At 58.0% G+C, this 25135-nt stretch carries 23 protein-coding genes; 4 read left to right on the top strand and 19 right to left on the bottom strand.

The features are described from left to right. Window positions 1–30 precede the first annotated feature (30 nt). On the bottom strand, window positions 31–1014 hold the full coding sequence (gene kdgT, locus ACL2XP_RS12390; RefSeq protein ID WP_413738796.1) for a 2-keto-3-deoxygluconate transporter: 984 nt from the start codon (window positions 1012–1014) through the stop codon (window positions 31–33). A gap of 405 nt (window positions 1015–1419) precedes the next feature. After that, on the bottom strand, window positions 1420–2115 hold the full coding sequence (gene araD / locus ACL2XP_RS12385) for an L-ribulose-5-phosphate 4-epimerase (RefSeq protein WP_413738795.1): 696 nt from the start codon (window positions 2113–2115) through the stop codon (window positions 1420–1422). A 236-nt stretch (window positions 2116–2351) separates the two neighbouring features. Here araD and osmB point away from each other — a divergent pair, with 236 nt between their 5' ends. Beyond that, window positions 2352–2570, top strand: a complete 219-nt coding sequence (gene osmB, locus ACL2XP_RS12380) for an osmotically-inducible lipoprotein OsmB (protein ID WP_413739142.1) — start codon at window positions 2352–2354, stop codon at window positions 2568–2570. A gap of 133 nt (window positions 2571–2703) precedes the next feature. Here the strand turns inward: osmB and yciH are convergent, their stop codons facing one another. The 4 genes from yciH to ACL2XP_RS12360 form a co-directional block, all read right to left on the bottom strand. Next, window positions 2704–3030, bottom strand: coding sequence for a stress response translation initiation inhibitor YciH (yciH, locus tag ACL2XP_RS12375; protein ID WP_413739141.1), 327 nt, complete (start codon window positions 3028–3030; stop codon window positions 2704–2706). After that, window positions 3027–3767, bottom strand: a complete 741-nt coding sequence (pyrF, locus tag ACL2XP_RS12370; RefSeq protein ID WP_413738794.1) for an orotidine-5'-phosphate decarboxylase — start codon at window positions 3765–3767, stop codon at window positions 3027–3029. Before pyrF ends, yciH begins: the two co-directional genes overlap by 4 nt. A gap of 101 nt (window positions 3768–3868) precedes the next feature. Then, a complete protein-coding gene (gene lapB, locus ACL2XP_RS12365; protein ID WP_413738793.1) occupies window positions 3869–5038 on the bottom strand; it encodes a lipopolysaccharide assembly protein LapB in 1170 nt (389 codons plus the stop codon). A gap of 6 nt (window positions 5039–5044) precedes the next feature. Next, window positions 5045–5365, bottom strand: a complete 321-nt coding sequence (locus tag ACL2XP_RS12360; RefSeq protein WP_413738792.1) for a LapA family protein — start codon at window positions 5363–5365, stop codon at window positions 5045–5047. A 250-nt stretch (window positions 5366–5615) separates the two neighbouring features. On the opposite strand from ACL2XP_RS12360, the gene ACL2XP_RS12355 reads away from it, so the two are divergent. Next, window positions 5616–6560, top strand: a complete 945-nt coding sequence (locus ACL2XP_RS12355) for a sugar-binding transcriptional regulator (RefSeq protein ID WP_413738791.1) — start codon at window positions 5616–5618, stop codon at window positions 6558–6560. Window positions 6561–6675: 115 nt separating this feature from the next. Here the strand turns inward: ACL2XP_RS12355 and ACL2XP_RS12350 are convergent, their stop codons facing one another. The 9 genes from ACL2XP_RS12350 to pgpB form a co-directional block, all read right to left on the bottom strand. Continuing rightward, the gene (locus ACL2XP_RS12350) at window positions 6676–8103 is read right to left on the bottom strand and encodes an L-fucose/L-arabinose isomerase family protein (protein ID WP_413738790.1); all 1428 of its coding nucleotides are present in this window, start codon (window positions 8101–8103) and stop codon (window positions 6676–6678) included. A 4-nt stretch (window positions 8104–8107) separates the two neighbouring features. Further along, on the bottom strand, window positions 8108–9610 hold the full coding sequence (locus ACL2XP_RS12345; RefSeq protein WP_413738789.1) for an FGGY family carbohydrate kinase: 1503 nt from the start codon (window positions 9608–9610) through the stop codon (window positions 8108–8110). Beyond that, window positions 9607–10557 carry a transketolase family protein gene (locus tag ACL2XP_RS12340; protein WP_413738788.1) on the bottom strand — a complete coding sequence of 317 codons (951 nt, stop codon included), beginning with the start codon at window positions 10555–10557 and terminating at the stop codon, window positions 9607–9609. The genes ACL2XP_RS12345 and ACL2XP_RS12340 overlap by 4 nt, the downstream gene beginning before the upstream one ends. Further along, on the bottom strand, window positions 10550–11380 hold the full coding sequence (locus tag ACL2XP_RS12335) for a transketolase (RefSeq protein ID WP_413738787.1): 831 nt from the start codon (window positions 11378–11380) through the stop codon (window positions 10550–10552). The genes ACL2XP_RS12340 and ACL2XP_RS12335 overlap by 8 nt, the downstream gene beginning before the upstream one ends. Before the next feature lie 101 nt (window positions 11381–11481). Then, window positions 11482–12582, bottom strand: coding sequence for an ABC transporter permease (locus ACL2XP_RS12330; RefSeq protein WP_413738786.1), 1101 nt, complete (start codon window positions 12580–12582; stop codon window positions 11482–11484). Between the two features lies 1 nt (window position 12583). Beyond that, window positions 12584–14104 carry a sugar ABC transporter ATP-binding protein gene (locus tag ACL2XP_RS12325; RefSeq protein ID WP_413738785.1) on the bottom strand — a complete coding sequence of 507 codons (1521 nt, stop codon included), beginning with the start codon at window positions 14102–14104 and terminating at the stop codon, window positions 12584–12586. Continuing rightward, window positions 14101–14715 (bottom strand): DUF2291 family protein, encoded by a 615-nt coding sequence (locus tag ACL2XP_RS12320; RefSeq protein WP_413738784.1) that lies wholly within the window; start codon window positions 14713–14715, stop codon window positions 14101–14103. Before ACL2XP_RS12320 ends, ACL2XP_RS12325 begins: the two co-directional genes overlap by 4 nt. Window positions 14716–14764: 49 nt before the next feature. Next, a complete protein-coding gene (locus ACL2XP_RS12315) occupies window positions 14765–15706 on the bottom strand; it encodes a D-ribose ABC transporter substrate-binding protein (protein WP_413738783.1) in 942 nt (313 codons plus the stop codon). A 255-nt stretch (window positions 15707–15961) separates the two neighbouring features. Then, window positions 15962–16717 (bottom strand): phosphatidylglycerophosphatase B, encoded by a 756-nt coding sequence (pgpB, locus tag ACL2XP_RS12310; protein ID WP_413738782.1) that lies wholly within the window; start codon window positions 16715–16717, stop codon window positions 15962–15964. Window positions 16718–17007: 290 nt separating this feature from the next. On the opposite strand from pgpB, the gene ribA reads away from it, so the two are divergent. Beyond that, complete coding sequence (ribA, locus tag ACL2XP_RS12305; RefSeq protein WP_413738781.1) at window positions 17008–17601, top strand: GTP cyclohydrolase II; 594 nt, start codon at window positions 17008–17010, stop codon at window positions 17599–17601. Between the two features lie 122 nt (window positions 17602–17723). Continuing rightward, a complete protein-coding gene (locus tag ACL2XP_RS12300) occupies window positions 17724–18137 on the top strand; it encodes a helix-turn-helix domain-containing protein (RefSeq protein WP_413738780.1) in 414 nt (137 codons plus the stop codon). A 29-nt stretch (window positions 18138–18166) separates the two neighbouring features. Here the strand turns inward: ACL2XP_RS12300 and ACL2XP_RS12295 are convergent, their stop codons facing one another. The 4 genes from ACL2XP_RS12295 to cysB form a co-directional block, all read right to left on the bottom strand. Then, window positions 18167–19531: an L-serine ammonia-lyase gene (locus ACL2XP_RS12295; RefSeq protein ID WP_413738779.1), complete on the bottom strand. Its 1365-nt coding sequence runs from the start codon at window positions 19529–19531 to the stop codon at window positions 18167–18169. A 76-nt stretch (window positions 19532–19607) separates the two neighbouring features. Further along, on the bottom strand, window positions 19608–20888 hold the full coding sequence (locus ACL2XP_RS12290) for an HAAAP family serine/threonine permease (protein ID WP_413739140.1): 1281 nt from the start codon (window positions 20886–20888) through the stop codon (window positions 19608–19610). 458 nt (window positions 20889–21346) lie between these two features. Next, a complete protein-coding gene (acnA, locus tag ACL2XP_RS12285) occupies window positions 21347–24019 on the bottom strand; it encodes an aconitate hydratase AcnA (RefSeq protein ID WP_413738778.1) in 2673 nt (890 codons plus the stop codon). 141 nt (window positions 24020–24160) lie between these two features. Then, window positions 24161–25135: an HTH-type transcriptional regulator CysB gene (cysB, locus tag ACL2XP_RS12280; RefSeq protein WP_413738777.1), complete on the bottom strand. Its 975-nt coding sequence runs from the start codon at window positions 25133–25135 to the stop codon at window positions 24161–24163.

The following is a 25135-nucleotide window of genomic DNA, read 5'->3' as shown; positions in this document are numbered from 1 at the left end:
AATGCACTGCTTATTTGATGACGTTAATTATTATTTGATTACGGCCTGTTGCTCAACAATGGCCCGGCCTTTTTTCACCCGTTTGGAATACAGCGCGGTGATAATGGGTACCAGGATTGAGGTCACAATCACCGAGGTGGCCACCAGGGCGGTTGCCGCCGGCGCCATCGGTTTGAAGGCCGGCACCATTTCGGCTATCAGCACCGGGGTCGCGACCGCGGCGCCAGCGGAGCTGGAGGCGGCAATACCCGCGGTACCGTCGCCGCCGCCGATAAACTTATCGGCCAGGATGAGCGGAATACCGGTGACGATGATAACCGAAATGCCCAGCAGGATGCCCAGCAAGCCGGTTTGAGCGATAACATTAAGGTTGATGGTATTACCCAGCGCGAAAGCGAAGAACGGAATCAGCGTCTGCACCGCCTTGCTGAAAAATTCACGCAGTTCGGGGTCCAGATTGCCGAGCGCAAAGCCAATCAGGAAAGGCAATACCGCGCCGACAAACACATGCGGTTCAAAAGAAGCGATACCGGCGGTGCCCAAAATAATCATGGTCATCAATGGGCCGGATTCCAGCGACATCAGGACAAACGCGCCTGATTCTTCTTTGGTGCCGTACTGCTGCATGATGGACGCATACAATCCACCGTTGGTCATATCCATGGAGGCCACCAGCGCCAGCGTGGATAAACCGGCGAAAAAGCCGATTTCAACGCCGTTGGCCGGCAACAACCGTGATGCCACCGCCGCCACAACCCAGGCTACGGCAATTTTTGTTACAACCAGCGTTCCGGACTTGCGTAAGACGGTACCGGTGGCGCTGAGTTTAATTGACGCACCCATACAAAAAAACCACACCGCCAAAATAGGCACGGTGCCGGAAATCAGACCGTTGGTAAACGAACCGAAATATTTACCCGCATCAGGAGCGAAGGTATGACAAAGGGCGCCAATAAATAAGGGCACCAGCATCATACCACCAGGGATTTTGTCAATTGCACGTTTGATTTGCATCGTGATTCCACCTAAGTTCGAATTAATTCCCATGATTCGTAGGGTGCCATTCCCTGGCCATGCCCCGTTCAGTGACGGGGTCAGTTGAGCGCTAAAGTAACCGGTTACATCCTGAAATTCAGTGATCTGGAGCATAAAATGAAACAATGTTTCTTTTTTAAAAGAAGATCATTTTATTTGTTCAGGCATGCGGTTTCAAAATGCGATACCGATCACATTTCCTTATGTCAAGCGCTGCCCTGCCCATACGGATCGCGGGAGTGGCCAGGCAAAAAAATTAAGTAAACGTGACGGGCTTAAAGCACAGACGACATGTTTGGCGGCGAGTGGGCGGGATGCAAAAAAAACCCCTGGCGCCGGGACCGGGGGAGGTCCAGGCGCCAGGGGGCAAATCAGGGGCGTGGCTTATTGACCGTAATAGGCGTTCTTGCCGTGCTTACGCAGATAATGCTTATCCAGTAACTCCGGCTGCATGGCGCCCAGATCCGGCGTCAGTTGGCGGGAAAAAATGCCCATATAGGCCAGTTCTTCCAGTACCACGGCGTTATGCACCGCGGTTTCGGCATCGGGCCCCCAGGCGAAGGGGCCATGGGAATTGACCAGCACGGCGGGGACGGCGGCGGGTTCGATATTACGGCGGCTAAAGGTTTCGACAATCACCTTGCCGGTCTCCCATTCATAGCGCCCCTGGATTTCCGCCGCGGTCATCAGCCGGGTGCAGGGGATGGCGCCGTAGAAATAGTCCGCATGGGTGGTGCCCCAGGCCGGAATGTCCAAACCTGCCTGCGCCCAGATGGTGGCATGGCGGGAGTGGGTATGTACGATACCGCCGATACCGGAGAATTCCAGATAAAGCACCCGGTGGGTGTCGGTATCGGAAGAGGGTTTTTTGCTGCCTTCGACCACGCGGCCGGTTTCCAGCTCCACCACCACCATATCGTCGCGGGTCATGTTGTCATAGCTGACTCCGGAAGGCTTGATCACCAGCAGTCCCTGGGCGCGGTCCACCGCGCTGACGTTGCCCCAGGTGAATGTCACCAGATGGTGCTGCGGCAGGGCCAGATTGGCTTCCAGCACCTGTTGTTTTAATTCGTTAAGCATTGGTTTGTCCTCTTATACCCCAGAAGACATTGTCCCGGCAGGCGGCGGCATCCGGTATGGCGTAAACAGCTAAAGACCGTGTTGGCTTCTGCTATTGACCATTTTTAGCGACCGGTCAACGGCGGGGTGGGACCCTTGGGCGCCGGCGCAGCTTTTTTCAAATCATTACAGGCTAAACAAGCGGGTCGGGACTATAATCATTATTAATAATAACGCCACAAATGGAGAAGTTGATGATGAAGAAAAGCTCAACAAAACGTATTGCCGCCGCGGCCTTGGCGGTCACCCTCGCCCTGTCTCTCACCGCCTGCTCCAACTGGTCCAAACGGGATCGTAATACCGCTATCGGCGCCGGCGCGGGCGCAGTGGGTGGCGCCGTTCTGACCAACGGCAGCGGCTTGGGTACGGTTGGAGGCGCGGCGGTCGGCGGGATTATCGGCCATCAGGTCCATTAATTGATTCAATGACCTGCCGAAAGGCGGGTCATTGGGGTCGTAAACGCGCGATTACATTCAATACAGGTTGCCGGACGCTCGGATTCGTCTGATATTTGCTTTCTCACAGGACGCCGCGATGTCCGGCAGTTTGTCAGCCGCCGGCCAGTTTGACCTTCATGCCCTTGGCTTCCAACAGCTGTTTTAGCAACTCCCGCTTATCACCCTGAATTTCGATCGCCCCGTCCTTTACCGACCCGCCGCAGCCGCACTTCTTTTTCAGCTCGGCGGCCAGCACATTCAACGCGCCGTCATCCAACGCCAGTCCGGTAAGCAGGCACACGCCCTTGCCTTTGCGGCCGCTGGTCTGGCGCTGGATGCGGACAATCCCGTCCCCGGCGGGACGGGCCGCGGGACGGGGCTTTTCGTCGATACGACCGCTGTCGGTGGAATAAACTAACCGGCTGTTATCGTCCATCAGTCAGCTCCATTACGTAAAGAAAGTAAAATCGAGCGCAGCGCGGCGTCGGGATCGGCGGATTGGGTGATCGGACGCCCGATCACCATGTAATCCACCCCCGCGCGCCGGGCCTGCACCGGCGTCATCACGCGCCGCTGATCGCCGGCGTCGCTGCCCGCGGGACGGATGCCCGGCGTGACCAGGATGAAATCCGCGCCAAAGCGGCTTTTAAACGCCGCCGCTTCGTGCGCGGAACAGACCACGCCGTCCAATCCGCAGCGCTGGGTCAACTCCGCCAGCCGCCCGGCGTACTGCGTCGCCGTATAAGGAATGCCCAGCCCCGCCAGATCTTCATCGGCCATGCTGGTCAACACCGTCACGGCAATCAGCCGGGGTGCATCAGCGCCAAACGGCGCCAACGCCGCTTTGGCGGCGCTCATCATGCGTTCGCCGCCGCTGGCGTGGACATTCACCATCCAAACCCCCAGCTCCGCCGCCGCGCCGACGGCTTTGGCCACGGTATTGGGAATATCATGGAATTTGAGATCGAGGAAAATATCAAAGCCTTTATCCTGGAGCTCGCACACCAGCCCGGGGCCGAAACGGGTAAACATCTCTTTGCCGATTTTCAGGCGGCAGTCCGCCGGCGCAACCCGGTCGGCGAATGCCAGGGCCTGCCGCCGCTCGGCATAATCCAGCGCGACGATAACCGGTGAGACGGGCGTTGACGCGGCAGTCGACGAAAAATCGCTTGTCATGGCTAAAAACCTTGCTTAATAAACGGCTCATCCGGGGATGATGGCCTTGATTCGTGAATGTTACCCGCCGCCGGCCTAAAAGCCCAGATCGCCGCGCTCACTTACTGCTCGTCGAGACCGCGAATCGGCTTGATGGACGCCCAGGATTTACAGGAGGGGCATTGCCAATAGAGGCTGTGGGAGGTAAAACCGCATTTATTGCAGCGATAGCGGGGCTTGGTGCGGATCTGTTCGCCCACCATGTCGCGCAGCGCCTGGAACCCTTCCTTGGCCCTGCCGTCTTCCACTTCGTCCAGATGGAAATCCATCAGCCGGTGGAACATCCGCATGGTGGGGTGCTGGCGCAGCTGCTGGCTGATATAGACCTGGGCCTGTTCGCTGCCCTCATCGCGTTCAATCACCTCGCCGAGCAGCAGTTCCGCCGCGGCGCCGGTATTGAGCTCCACGCAGCGGCGCAGGAAATCAGCCCAGGCTTCCGGCTGGTTAAGGTGCTGATAACAGGTTTGCAGGATAGGCAAGGTTTCGCTGACCATTTCTTTGTCCTGGTCCAGCACCCGCTGCAATACGGGAACCGCCGCGGCGTAGTCGGTTCGCGCCATGAAAATCCGCGCCATCATAATCGATACCCGCGCGCAATTTTTGTCCGCCGACGCGCCTTTTTTCAGCAGCGCCATGGCTTTATCCAGATCGTCGCTGCCCATGGCCTGCAAGGCCTGCTCGCAGTAAAAATGGGCGATTTCCACCCGGCGGTGCTCCTTGCCCATTTTCACCAGCTTTTCAGCGGCGTCAATGGCCTTGGCCCACTCGCTGGTGGCCTGGTAGATTTGCAATAACTGCTGCAAAGCCCCGGAGCGAAAATCGTCTTCGTTCACCAACTGGTTGAACATTTCCTCGGCGCGGTCATAAAAACCGGCCGCCATATAATCCCGGCCCAGTTGCTGGACGGCCAGCAGACGCTGTTCAAAGCTCAGCGCGGTGCTTTCCATCAGGGCCTGGTGGATACGGATGGCCCGGTCCACTTCGCCGCGCGAGCGAAACAGATTGCCCAGGGTCAGGTGCGCCTCGACGGCGTTGCTGTCCTCCTTGAGCATATCCAGAAACAGATCCACCGCCTTGTCCTGCTGATTGCTCAGCAGGAAGTTAACCCCCGCGACGTACTCGCGCGACAGGCGATTGGCATTCTGTTGCTTATCCTGCTGCGCGCTCCTGCGCCCCATGTACCAACCGTATGCGGCAGCCACGGGCAACAACAGAAACAGCAGTTCTAACATAACCGATTATTCCTTACTGACGACGGGCACGACGGGCGCGGGCGTGACGATATCAGCCTGGGCCGCGGGAGCGGGCTGCTGCTCCAGGCGCTTGATTTTACGTTCAGCGCGCATCAGCGCGATACGTACGCGCAGATAAAATAGGCCGCAGATAATCCAGCCAAGAATAAATCCCATCGCAAACAATACCGTCATCAGGGTGGAGACGCGGTATTCGCCCTGGGCCAGTAAGTAATTAAAGGTGACCACCCGATCGTTATGCGCCCCAAAGGTGACTGAAATAATAAAAATCACCAGAACCAGCAAAAATATCAGTACATATTTCACATTTTTTCCCGCAAACAGCGTTATTCGAATGGATCACGCCGATACTCCGGCACCAAGACTGTATAAATTAGCATTTCCCGCGTTACGAAGGAAATGCTGTAGACAACATATGGGCATTATCTGCTTCGCCGCGGCTTAATGACTATAGGCGGCCCGGAGATAAAACCCAACCTGCCGGCTACCCGTCTTGTTATTTATTCAGATATGCATAAAAATGTCTCCATCATACCGATACGTCAGGAGACGTCGCATGTCCAAGCAAGACGAACAGCGATTACTTATCAAGATTGCGACGCTCTATTACGCCGAAAATAAAAAGCAGGCGGATATCGCCTCCGCCCTGCATCTGTCCCAATCCTTTGTCTCCCGGGCCATCAACCGCTGTATCAAGGACGGGGTGGTAAAAATCAGCGTGATACAGCCGCCGAATATGTTTATGGGGCTTGAATCCGCCATCCAGCAACGCTATGGCATCGATCAGGCCATCGTGGTGGACGTATCCGACAACGCCGGCGCCCAGCAGATCAAACAGGCCATCGGCTCGGCGGCCGCGCATTACATGCAGACCAGTATCCGGCCCGATGATTTGGTCGGCATTTCGTCCTGGAGCAGCACGCTGCGTGCAATGGTGGACAATCTGCACCCCCTGTCCGTCAAGGCCAGCGGCGTGATCCAACTGCTGGGGGGCGTCGGCCCCAATGGCAATGTGCAGGCCACTCTGCTGACCCAGATGCTGGCCGATCAGCTTAACTGCCATGCCTACCTGTTGCCGGCGCAAAGCATCGAGCGGTCGGTGGACGATCGCCTGCGGCTGGTCAACAGCAGCGAAGTGGCGGAGGTGGTGGCGAAATTCGGCGAAGTGGACGTGGCGCTGGTGGGTATCGGCGCGCTGGAACCGTCGCAGTTGCTGATGAATTCGGGCAACTACTATCAGGAAGACATGCTGCGGCTGCTGGCCGGGCGCGGCGCGGTGGGCGATATCTGCCTGCATTATTTCAACGCCCGGGGCGAAGCCGTGCTGGCGGATGATGAAGATCCGGTGATCGGCATGCCGCTGCCGCAGGTGCGCGAATGCGCCCGGGTGGTGGCGCTGGCCGGAGGACAGGAAAAAGTGGCGGCGGTAAAAGGCGCGCTGGAAGGACGCTATATCGACGTACTGATTACCGATCGCCTGGTGGCGGAACGGTTGATTTAACGGCGCGATGCCGTCGGCACGATCCCACACGCCCGGGGTCGCCCGACGCGCCCCTGCCATGACTTGCCGCCCAAATCTCCCGCCGGGCCGGCGCGCCCGGCAGAAGCCTTATGCATCAGGGTTTTTCATGCCAGTAGCACTCGACCCCCAAATATTTGGTGAACGCTTCATGCAGTACCGCGGCGCTGGCCGAATGGTTCATGGCCACATGGTGCTCGAAACCCTCTTCACAGATATAGCGCAGCAGAGGTTCCATCGCCGGGATTTGCACCACCGCGCGGCACCCTACCGTATCCAGCGGATCGTCCACCACCGTTCCTTCCCCCACGTAGGCCTTTACCTTGCCGGTAAATTCATCCGATGATAAGCGGAAATAGGTCAACGGACCGGCTTTCATCCGCCCGTGCACCGCGCCGCAGGTATTTTCACAGCCGACGGTGGTGCCGATGATATCCGCCGTGCCCATTACCGGGTTTTCCAGGCTTTCGCTGGGGAAATTGCCGCAGTGGAACAGTACGCATTTATCCTGCTCCTCGCCGAAATTATTATTCCAGTCGGCAATGGACGCCGGCGATAGCGTGCAACTGGCCAGGGCATACATTGACAGCGCGCCCATGACATCCACTTCGCAGGCGCTGGGCATTAATTGCCCCGACATCACGCTCATGATGGAGCAGACGTTAATGCCCAGGTTTTCCTGGAGCGACGTCCAGCACTGAATGGCGGTGGTGTCGATATCATTGGCCAGCACCCATTCGCTGATTACCACGAATAGCTTGGCCATGGTATGCAGCTTGTCGGCGGGGATGGCGGCGGTATCGGCATTCTCTCTGAGCAGCCCCAGTTTTTCCCCCACCCGCAGGTCTTGATCGCTAAGGTGGCCGACGCGGGTGAAAACCTCCGATAAATCCAGCGTTTCCACCGACACGCCCATGCGTTCGAGCAATTTTTCGCTGTAACGCACGGTATTAAACGCGGCGGGACGCGCGCCAATCGCGCCGATCCGCACCCCTTTCATGGCATGCACCAGCCGGCAAAGCTGGGTAAACTGCCGCAGGTCGCGCGCGAAGGGTTCGCCGGTCAGGGCGCATACGTGACGTCCGGTCAGGGTAAAGGGAATGCCGCATTGCCGCAGGTTATTGCACAAGGAGATTTTGCCGCAAAAACTGTCGCGCCGGGTGGCCAGCCCCATTTTGTCCAAACTATCCTGCTCCGCCTGGATCAATACCGGCACGGCGAGGCCGGACAGGCGAATGGCGTCCGCCACCGCTTTTTCGTCGCCGAAGTTGGGCAGCAGCACCACGATGCCGTGTATGTCATCGCGATGCCGGCGAAACAGGTCCGCGCACGTTTTGGCATCCTGCCAGGTTTCGACCCCGCCCAGCTTGGTTTGCTGTTCATCGAGCATCACGGTATTGATGCCCAGGCGGCCGAATACGTCCAGCGCGTCGCGGCGGGCTTCCGCCACCAGATAACTGGGGAAGAAGCCCCGGTTGCCGACAATCACGGCAAAGGTAAGCTGTTCTACTATTTTTCTCGACATTGCTTCACTCCCGGTAGGGTTGTTCCGGCTGATAGCGGGCCCGTGCGACGGCCGCCTGCCAGAGATTATAATTGTCATGCATCTCCGCGGTCTCAGCGCGCGGTTCGATGTATTCCACTTCTCGCGGCAGCGCCGCGATCTGTTGGTTATCACGCCACCAGCCCAGGATTTTGCCCGCCAGATAGGCGGCTCCCAGCGCTGAAACTTCGGCATTAAGGTTGCGGATCAGCCGGCGCTGCAGCAAGTCGGCCTGGAACTGCATCAGCCAGCGGTTTTGCGTGGCGCCGCCGTCGACCCGCAGCGCGGGCAAAGTGCGGCCCGCCGCCCGCTCCATGGCGAAAAACACGTCGGCCACCTGATAGGCGATGGATTCCAGCCCGACCCGTGCCAGCACCTCCGGGGTAGCGGCATCGGTCAACCCGCAGATCAGGCCCCGCGCCTGGCTGTCCCAATAGGGCGCGCCCAGGCCCGATAACGCCGGGACAAAAAACACCCCCTGATTGCCCGACTGTGTGAGCGCCATTTCGGACAGCCGCGCCAGGGACGAAACCCCCAGCAGCCGCGCCACCCACGAGAGGCCCGCGCCGGTATGGGTGATATTACCCTCCAGCGCATAGCGGATCTGCCCGTCGTGCCAGGCCAAGGTGGAACCCAGCCCCTGCCCCTGCGCCGCCGCCCGGTCCACCGCCAGCATCAGGGAAGAACCGGTGCCGTAGGTGGCTTTGACATCCCCGGCCTGATTGCCGCCCTGGCCGTAAAGGGCGGCATGGGAGTCGCCAATCATGGCGGCGATGGGGATGCCGCCGGCAAGCTGGGGCACCTGGCCGGCAAGCGTTACGCCGTGTATCGCTGCCGACGGCTTCACTTCCGCCAGGCAGGCTTCGGGTACCTGGAACAGGGCGAGCAGCGCCTCGTCCCAGCGGCACTGGTGAATATTGAATAGCTGGGTGCGCGAGGCGTTGGCATAATCGGTGGTGAACGCCCGCCCGCCGGTGAATTGCCAGTTCAGCCAGCTATCGACCGTGCCGACGCAGAGTTCGCCGCGGGAAGCGCGCTCATAGCCCGCGGGCAGCGCCGCCAGCATGCCGCGGATTTTGGCGGCGGGAAACAGCGGATCGATGGGCAGGCCGGTGGCCTGGTAAATCAGCGCCGCCTGGCCGCGTTGGGCCAGTTCGCGGCAAAAATCCTGCGATCGCCGGCACTGCCAGCTGACCACCGGCGTAAGCGGCCGGCCGGTGGCGCGCTCCCAGATCAAGACCGATTCGCGCTGGTTGCTGACGGCCAGCCCCGCCACCTCGGCATCGGGCATTTGGGCCAAACACTCGTCAATGGCCCGGCATACCCCCTGCCAAATGGCCGCCGGGTCCTGCTCGGCCCAGCCGGGACGGGGATGTTCAAGGGTGAGCGGCACCGCCGCCTTGGCCATAATCCGTCCTTCACGATCCACGGCGATCGCCTTGGCGTTGGTGGTTCCCTCGTCAATCGCCAGGATTATGGGCGTGGTCATGATAGCTCTCCCCGGCAGACGCGCAGCGCGGTGCGCACCACCCCGGCGGCGTCAAAGCCATGATGGGCGCGCATCGCGGCCCGATCCGCCGCAATGGCGTACTCGCCGTCGCCGATGCCCAAGCGCACCAGGGGAATGCCGCTGCCCCCCTCGGCCAGCACTTCCGCCACCAGGCTGCCCAACCCGCCGTTGATATTATGTTCCTCCACGGTGATCACCTGTTTACTCTCTTTTAGCCGCGCAAGTAATTCGCGAGTATCGCATGGCCGTATCGACGATACGTTGATGACCGCAGCAGAAATCCCCTGCTCCGCCAGCAGCGCCGCGGCGTCAACCGCCTCGTGCACCGTCGACCCCATGGCCACCAGCGCCACGTCGCCGCCCTGGCGCAGCATATCGATCTGTCCCGGCGCGAAGCGATAGTCCGCATCATGCAGCGCGGGCAATGCTTTGCCATCGAGCCGGATATAAACCGGCCCCACATGGGAAAGCGCGTAATCCACCATCTGGCGGCATTCCTCCGGTGAAGACGGCGCAAAAATCTGGATATTGCCAAAACCGCGCAGCACCGCGATATCATCGATGCTGTGATGGGTGCTGGCCAATGGCCCATAGCTGGCGCCGGCGTTGAGTCCGAACAGTTTTACATTGCAGTTATTGTAACAAACATCGATTTTCACCTGCTCGTTGGCGCGGGAAATCAAAAACGGCGCCGCATTGCAGGTCACGGCGATCTTGCCGCCGATGGAGAGGCCGACGGCGGTGCCGACCATGGTCTGCTCCGCGATGCCGACGTTGACGATACGATCGGGGAAGCGGGCCACGAATGGGCCAATCTTCGCCGTCGAAGTGGAATCCGCCAGCACCGGCACCAGATCCATGCCGTCATCCACCGCTTTGATAAACCGTTCAACCATTACGCTGGCCAAGTGTTCAGCATTACTCATCTTTTAATTCCTCCAACGCCAGGGCGATTTCATCCCCTTTAAATACGCGGTGGTGCCACTCGGCACGTCCCTGGGTAAACGAGATCCCCGCGCCCTTTTCGGTATTGGCGATGATCACGTTGGGTTTGCCGTTGGCCGGCAGATTCTCCAGCGTATTCACCACCGACTGCATGTCGTTGCCGGCGCATTCGGTAACATTCAGGCCGAACGCCAGCCATTTTTCCGCCAGCGGATCGGTATTCATGATCGAGCAGGTCAAGCCGGCCAATTGCAGTTTGTTTTTATCATTGATGATGATCAGGTTATCGAGGCCATAGTGGGCGGCCACCAGCGCGGCTTCCCAGTTGCTGCCCTCGGCCAGTTCGCCGTCGCCGGTCAGGGCGAACACCCGCCGCGGGCTGTGGTCGCGTTTGGCCGCCAGGGCGATGCCCACCGCGACCGGCAGGCCGTGGCCAAGGGCGCCGGTATTGAGTTCAATCCCCGGCGTTTTGTGGCGCACCGGATGGCCGGGCAAATGCGAGTTGGCGTGCTGGTAGGTCGGCAGCCAGTCAACGGGGAAATACCCCGCTTCGGCCAGCGTGCAATAATATCCGCCGACGCCATGGCCTTTTGACTGGATATAGATATCGCGCTCCGGGCTATCGAGCCGGTCGGGCGCACAGTTGAGCACCCGGAAATAAAGCGCCGTCAAAATTTCCACCTCGGAGAGGTCGGCGCCGGTATGGCCCCCCGCCGGGCTGCCGGCGTTCAGCAGCACAATGCGGCGGCGGATCTGGCGCGCCTTACTGACCAGCTCATCCACGGACAATGCATAGGGATTCATGACTTCACCTCTCTCAATTTTGAATTTTTACTCACAAAAGAATATTTATTCATATCCGGCCCAAAAAATGGGCCGTGCATACCTGCGACCCCAACGGGATATTACTCCGTCGTTCCCTCTTTGATGATTTTCTGCGACACGATGGCGGCCTTGTGCTGCATGCGGTTTTGCATCTGATCGATAATCACCGCCACGATAATCACCATGCCTTTAATCACCATCTGCCAAAATTCACTGACGCCCATCATGACCAGGCCGTCGGCCAAAATACCGATGACAAACGCGCCAATCAGCGTACCGACAATGGTGCCGCGCCCGCCGGCCAGGGATGTCCCGCCCAGTACCACCGCCGCGATGGCGTTCATTTCAAAGGCGGTGCCGGTAGCCGGGTGGCTGGCGACCAGCTGGGAGGAGACCACGATCCCCGCCACGGCGGCGCACAAACCCGAAATGATATAGACCCACACCTTGACCTGTTTGACTTTAATGCCCGACAGCTCGGCGGCCCGTTCGTTGTCGCCGATGGCGTAGACATGGCGGCCGAACGGCAGGCGCCGGGCCACATAAGCGATGGCCAGCGCCAGCACAAACATCATCCAGATGCTGTAGGGTACCCCCAGCAGCGATCCGGCCCCGATGGCGTCAAAGCCGGTATTGCCCAGGCGCGGATTGCCGTCCAGGCCGGGGAAGGTTTCGCCGTTGGACAACAGCATCGCCGCGCCGCGCACGATGTACATGGTGCCGAGCGTGCAGATAAACGGCGCGACGTTGTAGCGGGTGATAATCCAGCCGTTGATGGCGCCGATCAGCGCGCCCAGCAACAGCACCAGGGGAATAATGACCCAGACGCTGGGGAAAATAGCGATGCCGAACATGGGCAGCACGATGCCGTGCGCAATCATCCAGCCGGCGAACATGCCGCACAGGCCGAGGGTGGCGCCGATGGACAGGTCAATCCCGGCGGTAATGATCACAAACGTGATGCCGAGCGCCAGGAAGGCGTTGATGGAAATATGTTTCATCATGATGATGATGCTGCCGGTATCGAGAAACCCGGGCACCGTGGCGGTGAAAAAACCCAGGATCAGGAATAGCGCGATAAAAGTGCGCAGTTTAAGCAGCATCAGCAGCAGATTTTCGCGCGAACGGAAACGCTGTCCTAGGGTCAGGGGCGCCAATGTCGCGGTGTTGGTTGCTTTCATATCAAAACCCTTTTGCACTCGCCGAGACCAATGCCGACTCCTGGGCCGATTGACGCTCGACATTCGCCGTCAACTGACCGTTCGACATCACCAGAATACGGTCGGAGACCGCCATGATTTCTTTCAAATCCGAGGTGGAAAACAGCACGCCGATCCCCTGTTCGGATAACGCCACCATCATTTCAAACACATCGGCCTTGGCGCCCACGTCGATGCCGCGCGTCGGTTCATCGAGCAGCAGCAGCTTCGGACTGGTCAGCAGCGAACGGCCGATAACCACCTTTTGCTGGTTGCCGCCGCTCAGCGCCTGGATTTCCACATCCGGCGAGGACACTTTGATCGAGAGATCGCCGATGGTGGAGGCCACGACCTGCTCTTCCTGGCTGCGCATAATGCTTACGCCGTGCTGCAAGCGCCGCCAGAGGCTGGCGATGGTCAGGTTGATCGCCACCGACGAGGCGGGGAAAATGCCGGCTTTTTTGCGATCTTCCGGCACCAGGCTCATGCCGAGTTTGATGCGATTGGCGGTGGACATGCCGGTGGAAATAGGTAAATCCCCCAGCCAGATTTTGCCCAGATAATTTTTCTGCGTGCCCAGCAAGCATTCAAACAGCTCGGTGCGCCCGGCGCCCATCAGGCCATAAATGCCCACGATTTCGCCGGCACGCACGCTGAAGGTGACGTCGTTGACCACCGGATGGCCGGCGTCGTTGACGCAGGTGATATGGTCCGCCTGCAGCACCGGAAGGCCGAAGACGCGCCCGGGCTTGAGAAACGTCGTGACAGGGTCACCGCCAAGCATTTCCCGCACGATCCACGGCACGTCGATGTCGCTCACCACCGCCTCGGCCTGAAAGCGGCCGTCGCGCAAAATGGTAATGTAATCACCGATGGCCATCAGCTCTTCCAGGCGGTGCGAAATATAGATAATCGATACGCCCTGGCGGGTCAGTTCGCGGATCACCCGGAACAGCACGTCCACTTCGGTTTTGCTTAGGGCCGAAGTGGGTTCGTCCAGGATCAGGATATCGGCCTGCTCCGCCAGGGCTTTGCCGATTTCCACCAGCTGCTGCTGGCCTACTTTCAAGTTGGAAACCAGTTCGCGGGGCGAAATCGGCTGATCAAGCCTGGCCATCAATTCGGCGGTGATACGCTCCTGCTCGGCCTGATTGATAGGCCGCAGGCCGGACTGGAGCTCACGGCCCAGAAAAATATTTTCCGCCACGTTGAGGTTTTCCGAGAGATTCAACTCCTGGTGCACCATGCCGATGCCCTTGGCCGCCGCTTCGCGGGTATTGCCGAAGCTGACCGGCTCCCCGTTGAGCAGTATCTGGCCCGAGGTCGGCCGTTGCACCCCGGCCAGCACGTTCATCAGGGTGGATTTGCCCGCGCCGTTTTCGCCGATAATCACATTTACTTTGCCGCGATAAACGTTGTAATCCACATTATCCAGCGCCAACGTGCCCGGATAAAGCATGGTTATGCCCGTGGCGCGCAGGATGATGTCAGGTTTTTCGCTCATTGCGCCGCTCCCCGTTTAATCTCCAGCGCCACGCCGTCGGCCAGGCCGTCCGGGCGCAGGGTAAAGGCCGCCACTATCTCGACGTTCTGGCCGATCCACCCGGCGTCCAGCGCCGGCAGACCGCTTAACGCCTGTTTGTTCAGCGCCCTGGCCACCTGCGCGAACTGCACTTGATTTTTAAAATCTTCAAAGCGGATAAACCCGGCGGCATCGCGCACGGCATTACCTTTGATAATCGGCCCCAATTGCAGGATCACCGGTTCGCCGTTGACCACCACCGTCAGATTGCGCTCCAGCCCTTCTTTATCCAGCGCGCTGATTTTGCCGGTAAATTTGCCATAGACGCTTTTATTTTCCGTGGGATTGAGCTTTCCCTGGGCCTGTTTGAGCGCCGTCCAGTCCAGCGCCTGGGCATGGGCGGCGGGCAGGATTTTGCTTGCCCATAGGCTTTGCGCGATTTGCGCCGGAGTCTGGTTGGAATAGTCGGGCCCGGCCGACGGATCGGCGGGGATAATGGGATTGCCGTCGCTGTCCAGATCGACCACGGTACAGGCCGCCAGCAGAATGGCCAGGCACCCTATTGCCGCTTTACGAATTACCCTGAGCTGCATATCTTCTCCTGGTGGAAGGAGCCCTGCGGCCCCTTCACGGTGTGGATGACTATTTTTTCAGGTCGAACATTTTCAGGTTCTTGGCGTTGGTTTCATCAATCAGCACGCAGTCCATCAGCTGTTTCTCTTCTTTCTGCGCCTTGCCGGTGGTCAGGTAAGCGTCGGCCTGCTCTACCGCCATTTGCGCCTGCGCCGCGGCCGGCTGCAGCACCGTGGCCTTGATATTGCCTTTGGCGATGATGGAGTCGCGCACATAGTCGCTGCCGTCAAAACCCACCAGGATCACGTCCTTGCGGCCGGCGGCTTTCAGCGCCGCTTCCGCCCCGAGCGCCATGGTGTCGTTGCCGGAGATCACGCCGGTGATATCCGGATTGGCCTGCAAAATGGACTCCATGCGGCTGAAGGCTTCGGTCTGGCTCCAGTTGGCGGTTTGCTGGGCAACCATTTTCAGGTCGGTATATTCATCGATGACGTCGTGGTAGCCCTGGGAACGAACGTGGGCGTTGGTGTCCGATTCTTTGCCCAGCAGTTCGACATATTTGCCCTTGCCGTTCATCAGTTTGACGAATTTTTCAGCGCCGAGCTGTGCGCCTTGATAGTTGTTGGAGACGATTTGCGCTACCGCCACGCCGGTGGCATTGATTTCACGATCGATCAGAAAAGCGGGAATGCCCGCCTCTTTGGCTTTTTTCAACGGCCCGATGGTAGCGTCGGAGCCGGCGTTGTCGAGCACGATGGCTTTGGCTTTGCGGGCAATGGCGGTTTCAATCAGCTGGTTTTGTTTGCTGACGTCATCGTCATGGGACGCCACCAGCGTGGTGTAGCCGAGTTCTTTGGCTTTAGCGGAGGCCGCATCGGCTTCCGCCTTGAAGAATGGGTTGTCATGGGACGGCGTGATAATGGCGATCAGTCCCTTGTCGGCGGCGAAAGAAGCCAGCGACAGGGATAACAGAACGGCGGCGAGACAGGGTTTCACTAGGAAGTTGTTCATTGTTATTCTCCAGGATGAATACATCGTATGAATATATATTCACTTTTGATTTTATATTCAACCTGAGTGTCGCAAGTCCCCGGCTGAATGTCCATGGAGATTATTGGGAATAGCGAGTGCTGTCACAAAAAGCAACAAAGTGATTACATCGGGGGCGGGCATTACCCGCCGCGTTGCGCGGCGGGTAATGTTCGGGAAAGAAATTCTCCGGGCGGCATCCGCTGCGTTATGGCGCCGCCAGGCCGGGCGGGGTCGCTAGGCGCGGGATTTAATATCCCGGGCTTCGTCGGGTTTGGGGGTTAGCGGGCCGATCCAGCGCTGTACCAGCCAGCAGGCCAGGGTAATAATCAGCCAGCTGAGGATAGTGCCCACAATCAGATCCCGCGGCCAGTGCATGCCCAGGATCATGCGGCTACCCATGACCACCATCGCCCAGGCCATGATAATCGCCACCGAAGCGAAGTGGCGGCGCGGCCAAAGCAGCCCCAGGGCCAGCAGCGCCCAGCTGGCGGCAAAAACCGTATGGCCGGAGGGAAAGGCAAAGCCGGTTTCGTGCTGCCAGTGTTTACGCAGCCACGGGGGAATATTGGCCTGGTCCTGCAATTCTTGCTTTACCAGCTGCGCGCGCTGTTTACGCGGCAGGGAGTAGAAAGCCCGGTCATCGATGTCGTAAGCGTGCTCCAGCCATAACACGTAGGGGCGCGGTTCCTGTACCCGGTCTTTAATAACCGACTTCAGCCCCTGGCCGATAAACAGCGTCGCGCCCAGGATGCAGGCCAGGCCCACCGCCGGTTTCAGGCGAAAGCGCAGGCACCAGAGAAACCAGCTTAATAATAGCGCGCTGGTCAAGGCGCCCCAGGGCGAGGTCACGGTCTGGGTCATCCAAAACATGCCCTGCCACCAGTCGGCTTCATTTTGCGGATGCCACTGCCAGCCACTGACCCAAACCAAAAGTGGTATTATCATAAGCACCATCGCGCCCAGGCCGGTACGTTTTGCGATTTCGAACATGAATAGCCATTCCGTTAAATTTCCATTACCGCTGAAGAGTTTACCCTCGATACGGCTTGGATAGCGCCAAACGCAAAGTGCGCGTTAGTAAGCAATTGTGACAATCAAATGACTATTTTGCCATTGAACAGAATTTTCAACCGTCAGTTTTCGGTAAAGTTATGGCAAAATACCCTATTAATGGATCTTTGCGCATCGGTCTGCCTATCAGCCATACCGGCAGCGGTTATACCGGCGGTAGCTTTACCGACGGCAGGCGGTGCGTCGTTATTTCGGTTTTGGAGAGAAACATGCAGCTTAAACGTGTGGCAGAGGCCAAACTGCCAACACCCTGGGGCGACTTTTTGATGGTCGGATTCGAGGAATTAGCCACGGGACACGATCATCTGGCGCTGGTATTCGGCGATATTACCGGCGAACTGCCGGTGCTGGCGCGCGTTCACTCCGAATGCCTGACCGGCGACGCCCTGTTTAGCCTGCGCTGTGATTGCGGCTTCCAGCTCGAAGCGGCCCTGACGCATATCGCCGAGGAAGGCCGGGGCATATTGCTCTATCACCGCCAGGAAGGGCGCAATATCGGTCTGCTCAACAAGATTCGCGCCTATGCCCTGCAGGATAAAGGGGCCGATACCGTGGAAGCCAACCATCAGCTGGGTTTTGCCGCCGACGAGCGGGATTTCACGTTATGCGCCGATATGTTCAAGCTGCTGGGCGTCGGGGCGGTGCGTTTGCTGACCAATAATCCGCAAAAAGTGGAAATCCTTACCGAGGCCGGCATCAATATTACCGAGCGGGTGCCGCTGATCGTCGGACGCAATCCGCTCAATGCCCGTTACCTTGATACCAAAGCGGCCAAAATGGGCCATTTGCTGGATATTAAATAAACCTGTCCATCCCCCTTTTTTGATCGATATATGAGCAAAACGTGATCGTGGTGCGATCGGTAACGGAGATCGCGCGGGGGTGATAGGCTACAATAGCCTTTTATTTTATAGGGTCATACGCCATGAAGTTCAGTACCATGAGCGACAGTGAAATCATCGCCGATCTCTGTTGCAGAATCAAAGACGCGCGCATTGAGCAGCGCCTGTCGCAAATCGACCTGGCCGAACGTGCGGGATTGGGCATCGCCACCATTAAACGCGCCGAAATGGGCGGTTCGGTGACCTTGAGTACGTTGATCTGCATCCTGCGCGGGTTAAATCGCCTGCATCAGCTTGAAGGGGTGTTGTTTGACGCGGAGGTCCGGTCATTTAACGCGCAGATTAGCGGCGATCGGCAAAACGCGCCCCTGCGCATTCGGAAAAAAGCCGTCACCGCCGCGGCCGACGGGACGGAAAAACCGCTGTTGGAAAAAAGCGCCGATTCCACGGCGGTGGACTGGTATATCTCCGCCGCGGAAAACAACGTTATCTGGTGACCGGCGGCGTCAGCCCGCCGGTAGGCCGTTTATTCGCACAACACCACTTTTATCGCCAGCCCGCCGCGCGACGTCTCGCGGTACTTCGCATTCATATCCTTGCCGGTCTCATACATGGTTTCAATCACTTTATCCAGCGAGACCCGGGGTTCGGTGGTACGGCGAATCGCCATGCGCGCGGAGTTTATCGCTTTCATCGCCACGATGGCATTGCGCTCGATGCAAGGCACCTGCACCTGACCCGCGACCGGATCGCAGGTCAGGCCTAGGTTATGCTCCATGCCGATTTCCGCGGCGATGCATACCTGTTCCGGACTGCCGCCAAGCAGTTCCGCCAGCCCCGCCGCCGCCATGGAGCAGGCGACCCCCACCTCGCCCTGGCAGCCGACTTCGGCGCCGGAAATCGAGGCATTCATTTTGTACAGCGCCCCCACTACCCCGGAAGCCAGGAAGAAACGCAGATAGGCTTCGGGCGTCACCGGCTGGATAAAGTGGTCATAGTAGGCCAGTACGGCGGGAATGATGCCGCAGGCGCCGTTGGTGGGCGCGGTAACCACCCGCCCGCCGGCGGCATTTTCTTCCGCTACCGCCATGGCGAACATATTGACCCAGTCCATGGCGTTCATGGGATCGGTGGAAAAGCGGTCGCCGGTGAACAATAGCCGGTGCAGGCTGGAAGCCCGGCGCGGTACCCGTATCGGTCCCGGCAGTACGCCTTCGGTATTCATGCCGCGCCGCATGGCGCTTTGCATCGTGCTCCACACCGCGCCGAAGTAGCTTTCAATCTCCTCGCGGCTGTGCAGCGCCAGCTCATTTTTCATCACCACCGCCGACAGCGACAGGCAATTATCGCGGCAATGGCGCAACAGGTTCTGCGCCGAGAAGAACGGAAACGGCACCGTTTGCTCGGTGGTTTCTTTTTGGCCGAAGCTTTCGCGATCGACCACGAATCCCCCGCCGATGGAGTAATAGGTTTTGCTATACACCAGGGCGTCCTGGTCGTAGGCGTTGAACATCATGCCGTTTTCGTGCAGCGGCAGGTTTTCATCACGAAAGGTAATGGCGGACGCCACGGCAAAACTCACTTCATGGCCGTCCGACAGGGGCAGCCGGCCGAGCTGGCGCACCTGGTTGATAAATTGCGGAATGGCATCGACATCCACCGTATCGGGCTGATTGCCGGCCAGGCCCATGATAATCGCGATATCGGTGTGGTGGCCGCGGCCGGTTAATGAAAGTGAACCATAGACATCTACCGCAATACGGCTAACGGCGGGGGCCAATCCTTTGGCCATCAGGTCGTCGGTAAACATTTTCCCGGCCTTCATGGGGCCGACGGTATGTGAGCTGGAAGGCCCGATGCCAATTTTAAAGATGTCAAAAACGCTAACCATAACCATATCCTTAGAGTACTGCGCCGGTCATTTACCCTGCAATCACCGGCGCATAAAGCGGGTTGGTCCGAAGGGATTACCCCATCAGGCTATAGATAATCGCCGACATGGCGATGAGGCCCATGAGCACGACAAACACGTTGCTGACTTTTCCGCTGTACTTCTTCATGGCCGGTACTTTCTGGATGGCGTACATCGGCATCAGGAACAGCAGCATGGCGATAATCGGGCCGCCCAGCGTTTCGATCATGCCCAGGATACTGGGATTAAGCGTCGCCACCAGCCAGGTGGTCAGCAGCATGAAGATGGCGGTAATGCGGTTAAGCCGTTCTTCCGAGGCGGTTTTACCCCGGCTGCGCAAGGATTTGAGCATGATGCCGTTGAGACCTTCACGGGCGCCAAGATAGTGGCCGAGGAAGGATTTGCTGATAGCCACCGTGGCAATTATCGGCGCCATCCAGGCAATCAGCGGGTTGTTAAAATGATTCGCCAGGTAAGACAGGATGGAAATATTTTGCGCCTTGGCTTCCATCAGATCGACGGTGGACAGGCTCAGCGCGCAGCTGAAGACAAAAAACATCACCGTCACCACCATCATCACATGGCTATAGGCCAGGATGCGGGAGCATTTTTTCTCGGCGCCCACGCCATATTCCTGGCGCTTGGCCACCGCGAACGAAGAGATAATCGGCGAATGGTTGAAAGAAAACACCATCACCGGAATCGCCAGCCACAAAGTGACCATCAAACTATTGCCGGTCATGCTGCTGGCCACGGTGGCGCTATCGAAAATAGCGGTGCTCCAGTTGGGAATTAAATAAAACGCCAACAACATTAACGCTGCCACAAACGGAAACACCAGCACACTCATTGCCTTGACGATCATTTCTTTACCGAAACGCACCACGGTCATCAGGCCGACAATTAATATCAGCGATAATATGGCGCGCGGCGGCGCATTCAAATGGAGCTGATGAGTAATAAAGCTGTTAACGGTATTAGTAATGGCCACGCCATAAACCAAACAAATGGGATATATTGCAAAAAAATACAGTACGGTGATTAATTTACCCGCCCCAACGCCGAAATGTTCTTCGACCACTTCGGTTATATCTTCGCCACCATTCTTGCCGGATAATACAAATCGGCATAATCCGCGGTGCGCGTAAAACGTCATCGGAAAGGCGATAAGTGCCATGATGATCAGGGGGATGATGCCGCCTATGCCGGCGTTAATCGGCAAAAACAGTACGCCCGCGCCGATGGCCGTGCCGTAGAGACCCAACATCCACATCGTATCGCTTTTGTGCCAGGTGGATACGGAGGACGCCTCGATTACCGACGCACTCTCAGTCATGCTATTCATTATTGTGTTCTCCTAAGGGGACGCTTAAATAAAAACCAAATTTTGTTAAAGATATTGCGTGAAGGTTAACAATAACCCTCTTCGAAAATATGTGCGTATTTTCATTGTGACGCTATCTTTGCAGTGGCGGCATTCTATATCAAACAAAAATAATAAGAACCCTGTAGGGATCACAAAAATGGAGGGATTAATAATAACGGCGGGAAAGTTATTTAAAATTAAAACATCAATAATGATATTTTAACTCTCATTGTTTATAAGGTTTCTATATTGATACTTTATATTCGGCAATAATAACAGAATTACGCTTAAAGACCAATGCATTTCATCATTCCGCCGGTGCGGTATTATTTATGCCCGTTAAATAATATACCTGAGCGTTTTATTGTCACGAACATTTTACTCCCGTGCGCTCTTCGTCTCCGTAGGAGAACGAAGAGCGCCGCGGATTACAGCATTTTGCGGATCACATAATTAAGGATGCCGTCATGGCGATAGTAGGTCAGCTCATTGCCGGTATCGATGCGACAACGGGCCGGCACCCCCGCGCTGCGGCCGTCGGCATAGGTAATGCTCACCATGACCGTCTGGCCCGGCGCCAGTTCGCTCAGGCCGCTGACGCTGATACTTTCGTCGCCGGTCAGCCCCAGGGTCTTGCGGGTCACCCCCGCCGGGAATTCCAGGGGAAGGATACCCATGCCGATTAAATTGGAACGGTGGATACGCTCGAAAGATTCGGCGATCACCACCCGGATACCCAATAGCCTGGGCCCTTTAGCCGCCCAGTCCCGGCTGGAACCCGACCCGTACTCCTTGCCGGCGATAATCGCCAGCGGCACTTTCTCCTGCTGATAGCGCATGGCGGCATCGTAGATGGCCAATTCTTCCCCGGAGGGAATATGCCGGGTAATCCCGCCCTCGACGCCGGGCACCATTTCATTGCGGATACGGATATTGGCGAAGGTGCCGCGCATCATCACTTCATAGTTGCCGCGGCGTGAACCATAGGAGTTGAAATTGCCGGCCTCGACCCCGTTTTCACGCAGGTAACGTCCCGCGGGGCTATCCACTTTGATGTTGCCGGCCGGGGAGATATGGTCGGTGGTCACCGAATCGCCCAGCATGGCCAGCACGCGCGCCCCGCTGATATCTTCCACCGGTTTGGGCTGGTGCTGCATCTGCTCGAAAAACGGCGTCAGGCGAATATAGGTGGAGTCGTCCTGCCAATCATAGGTGGGAGTGCGGTTAACCTCGATATTTTGCCACTCCTGGTTACCGTTAAATACTTCGCTGTATTCTTTATGGAACATGGCGCTGTTGACCAGCGCCACCGCATCGGCGATTTCCGCCGAGGTGGGCCAGATATCCTTCAGGTAGACCGGTTGGCCCTGCGGGTCGGTCCCGAGGGGATCTTCGCTGACGTTGATCAGCATATTCCCGGCCAGGGCGTAGGCCACCACCAGCGGCGGCGAGGCCAGCCAGTTGGTTTTCACCAGCGGATGGATGCGCCCCTCGAAGTTGCGGTTGCCGGACAGCACCGCGCCCACCGTCAAATCCCCGGATTTTATCGCTGCTTCAATCGACTCTTTCAGCGGGCCGGAGTTGCCGATACAGGTCGTACAGCCATACCCCACCAGATTAAACCCCAGTTGATTCAGGTAAGGCGTCAGCCCGGCGGCGGCCAGATAGTCGGTAACCACCTTGGACCCCGGGGCCAGGGAGGTTTTTACCCAGGGCTTGGTGCGCAAGCCTTTGTTGACCGCATTACGGGCCAGCAGGCCGGCGGCCATCAAGATATTGGCATTGGATGTATTGGTGCAGGAAGTAATGGCGGCGATGACGACCGCCCCCTGATGCAGTTCATACTGCTGGCCGTCCTGCTCGACATTCTGGAAATCGGGATGATGCGTGCGGCGGGTGAAGTCCAGTTCGTCGCTGGCGCGAAACGCGGCGGGTACGCCCGGCAGGGCTACCCGGTCCTGCGGCCGTTTCGGGCCGGCCAGGCTTGCCACCACCGTCCCCATATCCAGGGTCAGGGTGCTGGTAAAACGGGGCTCTTCCCCCGGTTGGCGCCATAATCCCTGCTGCTTGGTATAGGCTTCCACCAGGGCGATCTGTTCCTCGCTGCGCCCGGTCAGACGCATATAATCCAGGGTAATGGCGTCCACCGGGAAAAAGCCGCAGGTGGCCCCGTATTCCGGCGCCATATTGGCGATGGTGGCCCGGTCCGCCAGCGGCAGGTCGTCCAGCCCATCGCCATAAAATTCCACGAACTTGCCTACTACGCCGTGTTTACGCAGCATCTGGGTAACGGTGAGCACCAAATCGGTGGCGGTAATGCCTTCATGCAATTTACCCACCAGCTTAAACCCGACCACGTCGGGTATCAGCATCGACACCGGCTGGCCGAGCATGGCCGCTTCGGCCTCGATACCGCCCACGCCCCAGCCCAGGACGCCCAGGCCGTTGACCATGGTGGTGTGGGAATCGGTACCGACCAGGGTATCGGGATAGGCCACCGCCTCGCCGTCCTGCTGTTCATGCCACACGGTCAGCGCCAGATACTCCAGGTTAACCTGATGGCAAATGCCATTTTCCGGCGGCACGACGCGGAAACGGCTGAACGCCTGCTGCCCCCAGCGCAGAAATTTATAGCGTTCGAGATTCCTTTCCATTTCCAATTGGTTGTTTTCGGCGAAGGCGTCCTCATTGCCATAATTATCGACGGTTACCGAGTGGTCGATTACCAGATCCACCGGCGACAGCGGGTTCACTTTATTCACATCGCCGCCCAGGCGTTTGACCGCTTCGCGCATCGCCGCCAAATCCACCACCGCCGGTACGCCGGTGAAGTCCTGCATGAGCACCCGCGCCGGACGATAGGCGATTTCCCCTTCCGCATGGGCATGCTCCAGCCAGCCGGCCAGGGCGCGCAGATCCGCTTCGGTGACGATCTCGTCGTCTTGATTGCGCAGCAGGTTTTCCAGCAGGACTTTCATGGATTTGGGCAGGGCGTCAAGGGAACCCAGGCGTTGGGCGGCTAACGGCAGGCTGTAATAGCGGTAGGTTTTATCCAGCACGACAAGGGAATCTTTACTGGCTTCTCGAATAGTAAACGGCATAATTCCTCCAGACTTTTATTTCATTATAGTCATAACCCTATATAGGTTGAGGCATTGCTGTAAACAATATACAAGAAAAGGTAACTTTTTTATAACATATCGTGTTGTTAGCGGCGGATTGGCGCCCGCCGCGTGACGCCGTCACTTAACCGGTAGTTTAATATCCTTGAACATCGCTTCGATATCTTCATTGGAACGCAGGGCGATGGCCGTATCCACCACATCGCGGGTCAAATGCGGCGCAAAGCGCTGGATGAAGTCGTACATATAGCTGCGCAGGAAGGTGCTGCGCCGAAAGCCGATTTTGGTGGTGCTCAGGGCAAACATGGCGTCGGCATTGATTTTCACCAAATCCGGATCGGCCTCCTCGCTGACCGCCATATTGGCGATGACCCCTACCCCCAGCCCCATGCGCACGTAGGTTTTAATCACGTCGGCGTCGGTGGCGGTAAACACGATGCGCGGCGTCAGCCCCGCCCGGTTAAAGGCGGTATCCAGCTCCGAACGGCCGGTAAAGCCGAAGGTGTAGGTGACCAGGGGATAGGCCGCGAGTTCTTCAATGGTAATGTGATGCTTGCCCGCCAGCGGGTGCGTGGGCAGCACGACAATCGCCCGGTTCCAGTGATAGCAAGGCAGCATCACCAAATCGTCATACAGATGGAGCGCTTCGGTGGCGATAGCGAAGTCCGCCACCCCTTTGGATACCGCTTCGGCAATTTGCGTGGGCGAGCCCTGGTGCATATGCAGCGACACCCGCGGATAGCGCTCGATAAAGCCCTTAATCACTTCAGGCAGCGCGTAACGCGCCTGGGTATGAGTGGTGGCGACATAGAGCGAGCCTTTGTCCGGGTAGGTGTGCTCGCCGGCCACGGCTTTGATGGCGTCCACCTTGGACAGGACTTCCCGGGCGATACGGATGATTTCCTGCCCCGCCGGGGTCACCTGCGTCAAATGTTTGCCGCTGCGGGCGAAGATCTGAATCCCCAGCTCATCCTCCAGCATCCGTACCTGCTTGCTGATGCCAGGTTGGGAGGTATAAAGCCCTTCGGCGGTGGAAGAAACGTTAAGATTATGATTAACCACTTCCACAATATAACGAAGTTGCTGCAATTTCAT

The organism is Sodalis sp. RH21 (assembly GCF_047324175.1).
Lineage (GTDB): Bacteria > Pseudomonadota > Gammaproteobacteria > Enterobacterales > Enterobacteriaceae > Acerihabitans.
The sequence above is the reverse complement of the archived record's forward strand: the minus strand, read 5'-3'. Positions and strand labels throughout refer to the sequence as shown.

Coding starts and splice junctions, on each gene's coding strand:
- kdgT (WP_413738796.1), bottom strand. CDS start 1,014: ATGCAAATCAAACGTGCAATTGACAAAATCCCTGGTGGTATGATGCTG.
- araD (WP_413738795.1), bottom strand. CDS start 2,115: ATGCTTAACGAATTAAAACAACAGGTGCTGGAAGCCAATCTGGCCCTG.
- osmB (WP_413739142.1), top strand. CDS start 2,352: ATGAAGAAAAGCTCAACAAAACGTATTGCCGCCGCGGCCTTGGCGGTC.
- pyrF (WP_413738794.1), bottom strand. CDS start 3,767: ATGACAAGCGATTTTTCGTCGACTGCCGCGTCAACGCCCGTCTCACCG.
- lapB (WP_413738793.1), bottom strand. CDS start 5,038: ATGTTAGAACTGCTGTTTCTGTTGTTGCCCGTGGCTGCCGCATACGGT.
- ACL2XP_RS12355 (WP_413738791.1), top strand. CDS start 5,616: ATGTCCAAGCAAGACGAACAGCGATTACTTATCAAGATTGCGACGCTC.
- ACL2XP_RS12350 (WP_413738790.1), bottom strand. CDS start 8,103: ATGTCGAGAAAAATAGTAGAACAGCTTACCTTTGCCGTGATTGTCGGC.
- ACL2XP_RS12345 (WP_413738789.1), bottom strand. CDS start 9,610: ATGACCACGCCCATAATCCTGGCGATTGACGAGGGAACCACCAACGCC.
- ACL2XP_RS12340 (WP_413738788.1), bottom strand. CDS start 10,557: ATGAGTAATGCTGAACACTTGGCCAGCGTAATGGTTGAACGGTTTATC.
- ACL2XP_RS12335 (WP_413738787.1), bottom strand. CDS start 11,380: ATGAATCCCTATGCATTGTCCGTGGATGAGCTGGTCAGTAAGGCGCGC.
- ACL2XP_RS12330 (WP_413738786.1), bottom strand. CDS start 12,582: ATGAAAGCAACCAACACCGCGACATTGGCGCCCCTGACCCTAGGACAG.
- ACL2XP_RS12325 (WP_413738785.1), bottom strand. CDS start 14,104: ATGAGCGAAAAACCTGACATCATCCTGCGCGCCACGGGCATAACCATG.
- ACL2XP_RS12320 (WP_413738784.1), bottom strand. CDS start 14,715: ATGCAGCTCAGGGTAATTCGTAAAGCGGCAATAGGGTGCCTGGCCATT.
- ACL2XP_RS12315 (WP_413738783.1), bottom strand. CDS start 15,706: ATGAACAACTTCCTAGTGAAACCCTGTCTCGCCGCCGTTCTGTTATCC.
- pgpB (WP_413738782.1), bottom strand. CDS start 16,717: ATGTTCGAAATCGCAAAACGTACCGGCCTGGGCGCGATGGTGCTTATG.
- ribA (WP_413738781.1), top strand. CDS start 17,008: ATGCAGCTTAAACGTGTGGCAGAGGCCAAACTGCCAACACCCTGGGGC.
- ACL2XP_RS12300 (WP_413738780.1), top strand. CDS start 17,724: ATGAAGTTCAGTACCATGAGCGACAGTGAAATCATCGCCGATCTCTGT.
- ACL2XP_RS12295 (WP_413738779.1), bottom strand. CDS start 19,531: ATGGTTAGCGTTTTTGACATCTTTAAAATTGGCATCGGGCCTTCCAGC.
- ACL2XP_RS12290 (WP_413739140.1), bottom strand. CDS start 20,888: ATGACTGAGAGTGCGTCGGTAATCGAGGCGTCCTCCGTATCCACCTGG.
- acnA (WP_413738778.1), bottom strand. CDS start 24,019: ATGCCGTTTACTATTCGAGAAGCCAGTAAAGATTCCCTTGTCGTGCTG.
- cysB (WP_413738777.1), bottom strand. CDS start 25,135: ATGAAATTGCAGCAACTTCGTTATATTGTGGAAGTGGTTAATCATAAT.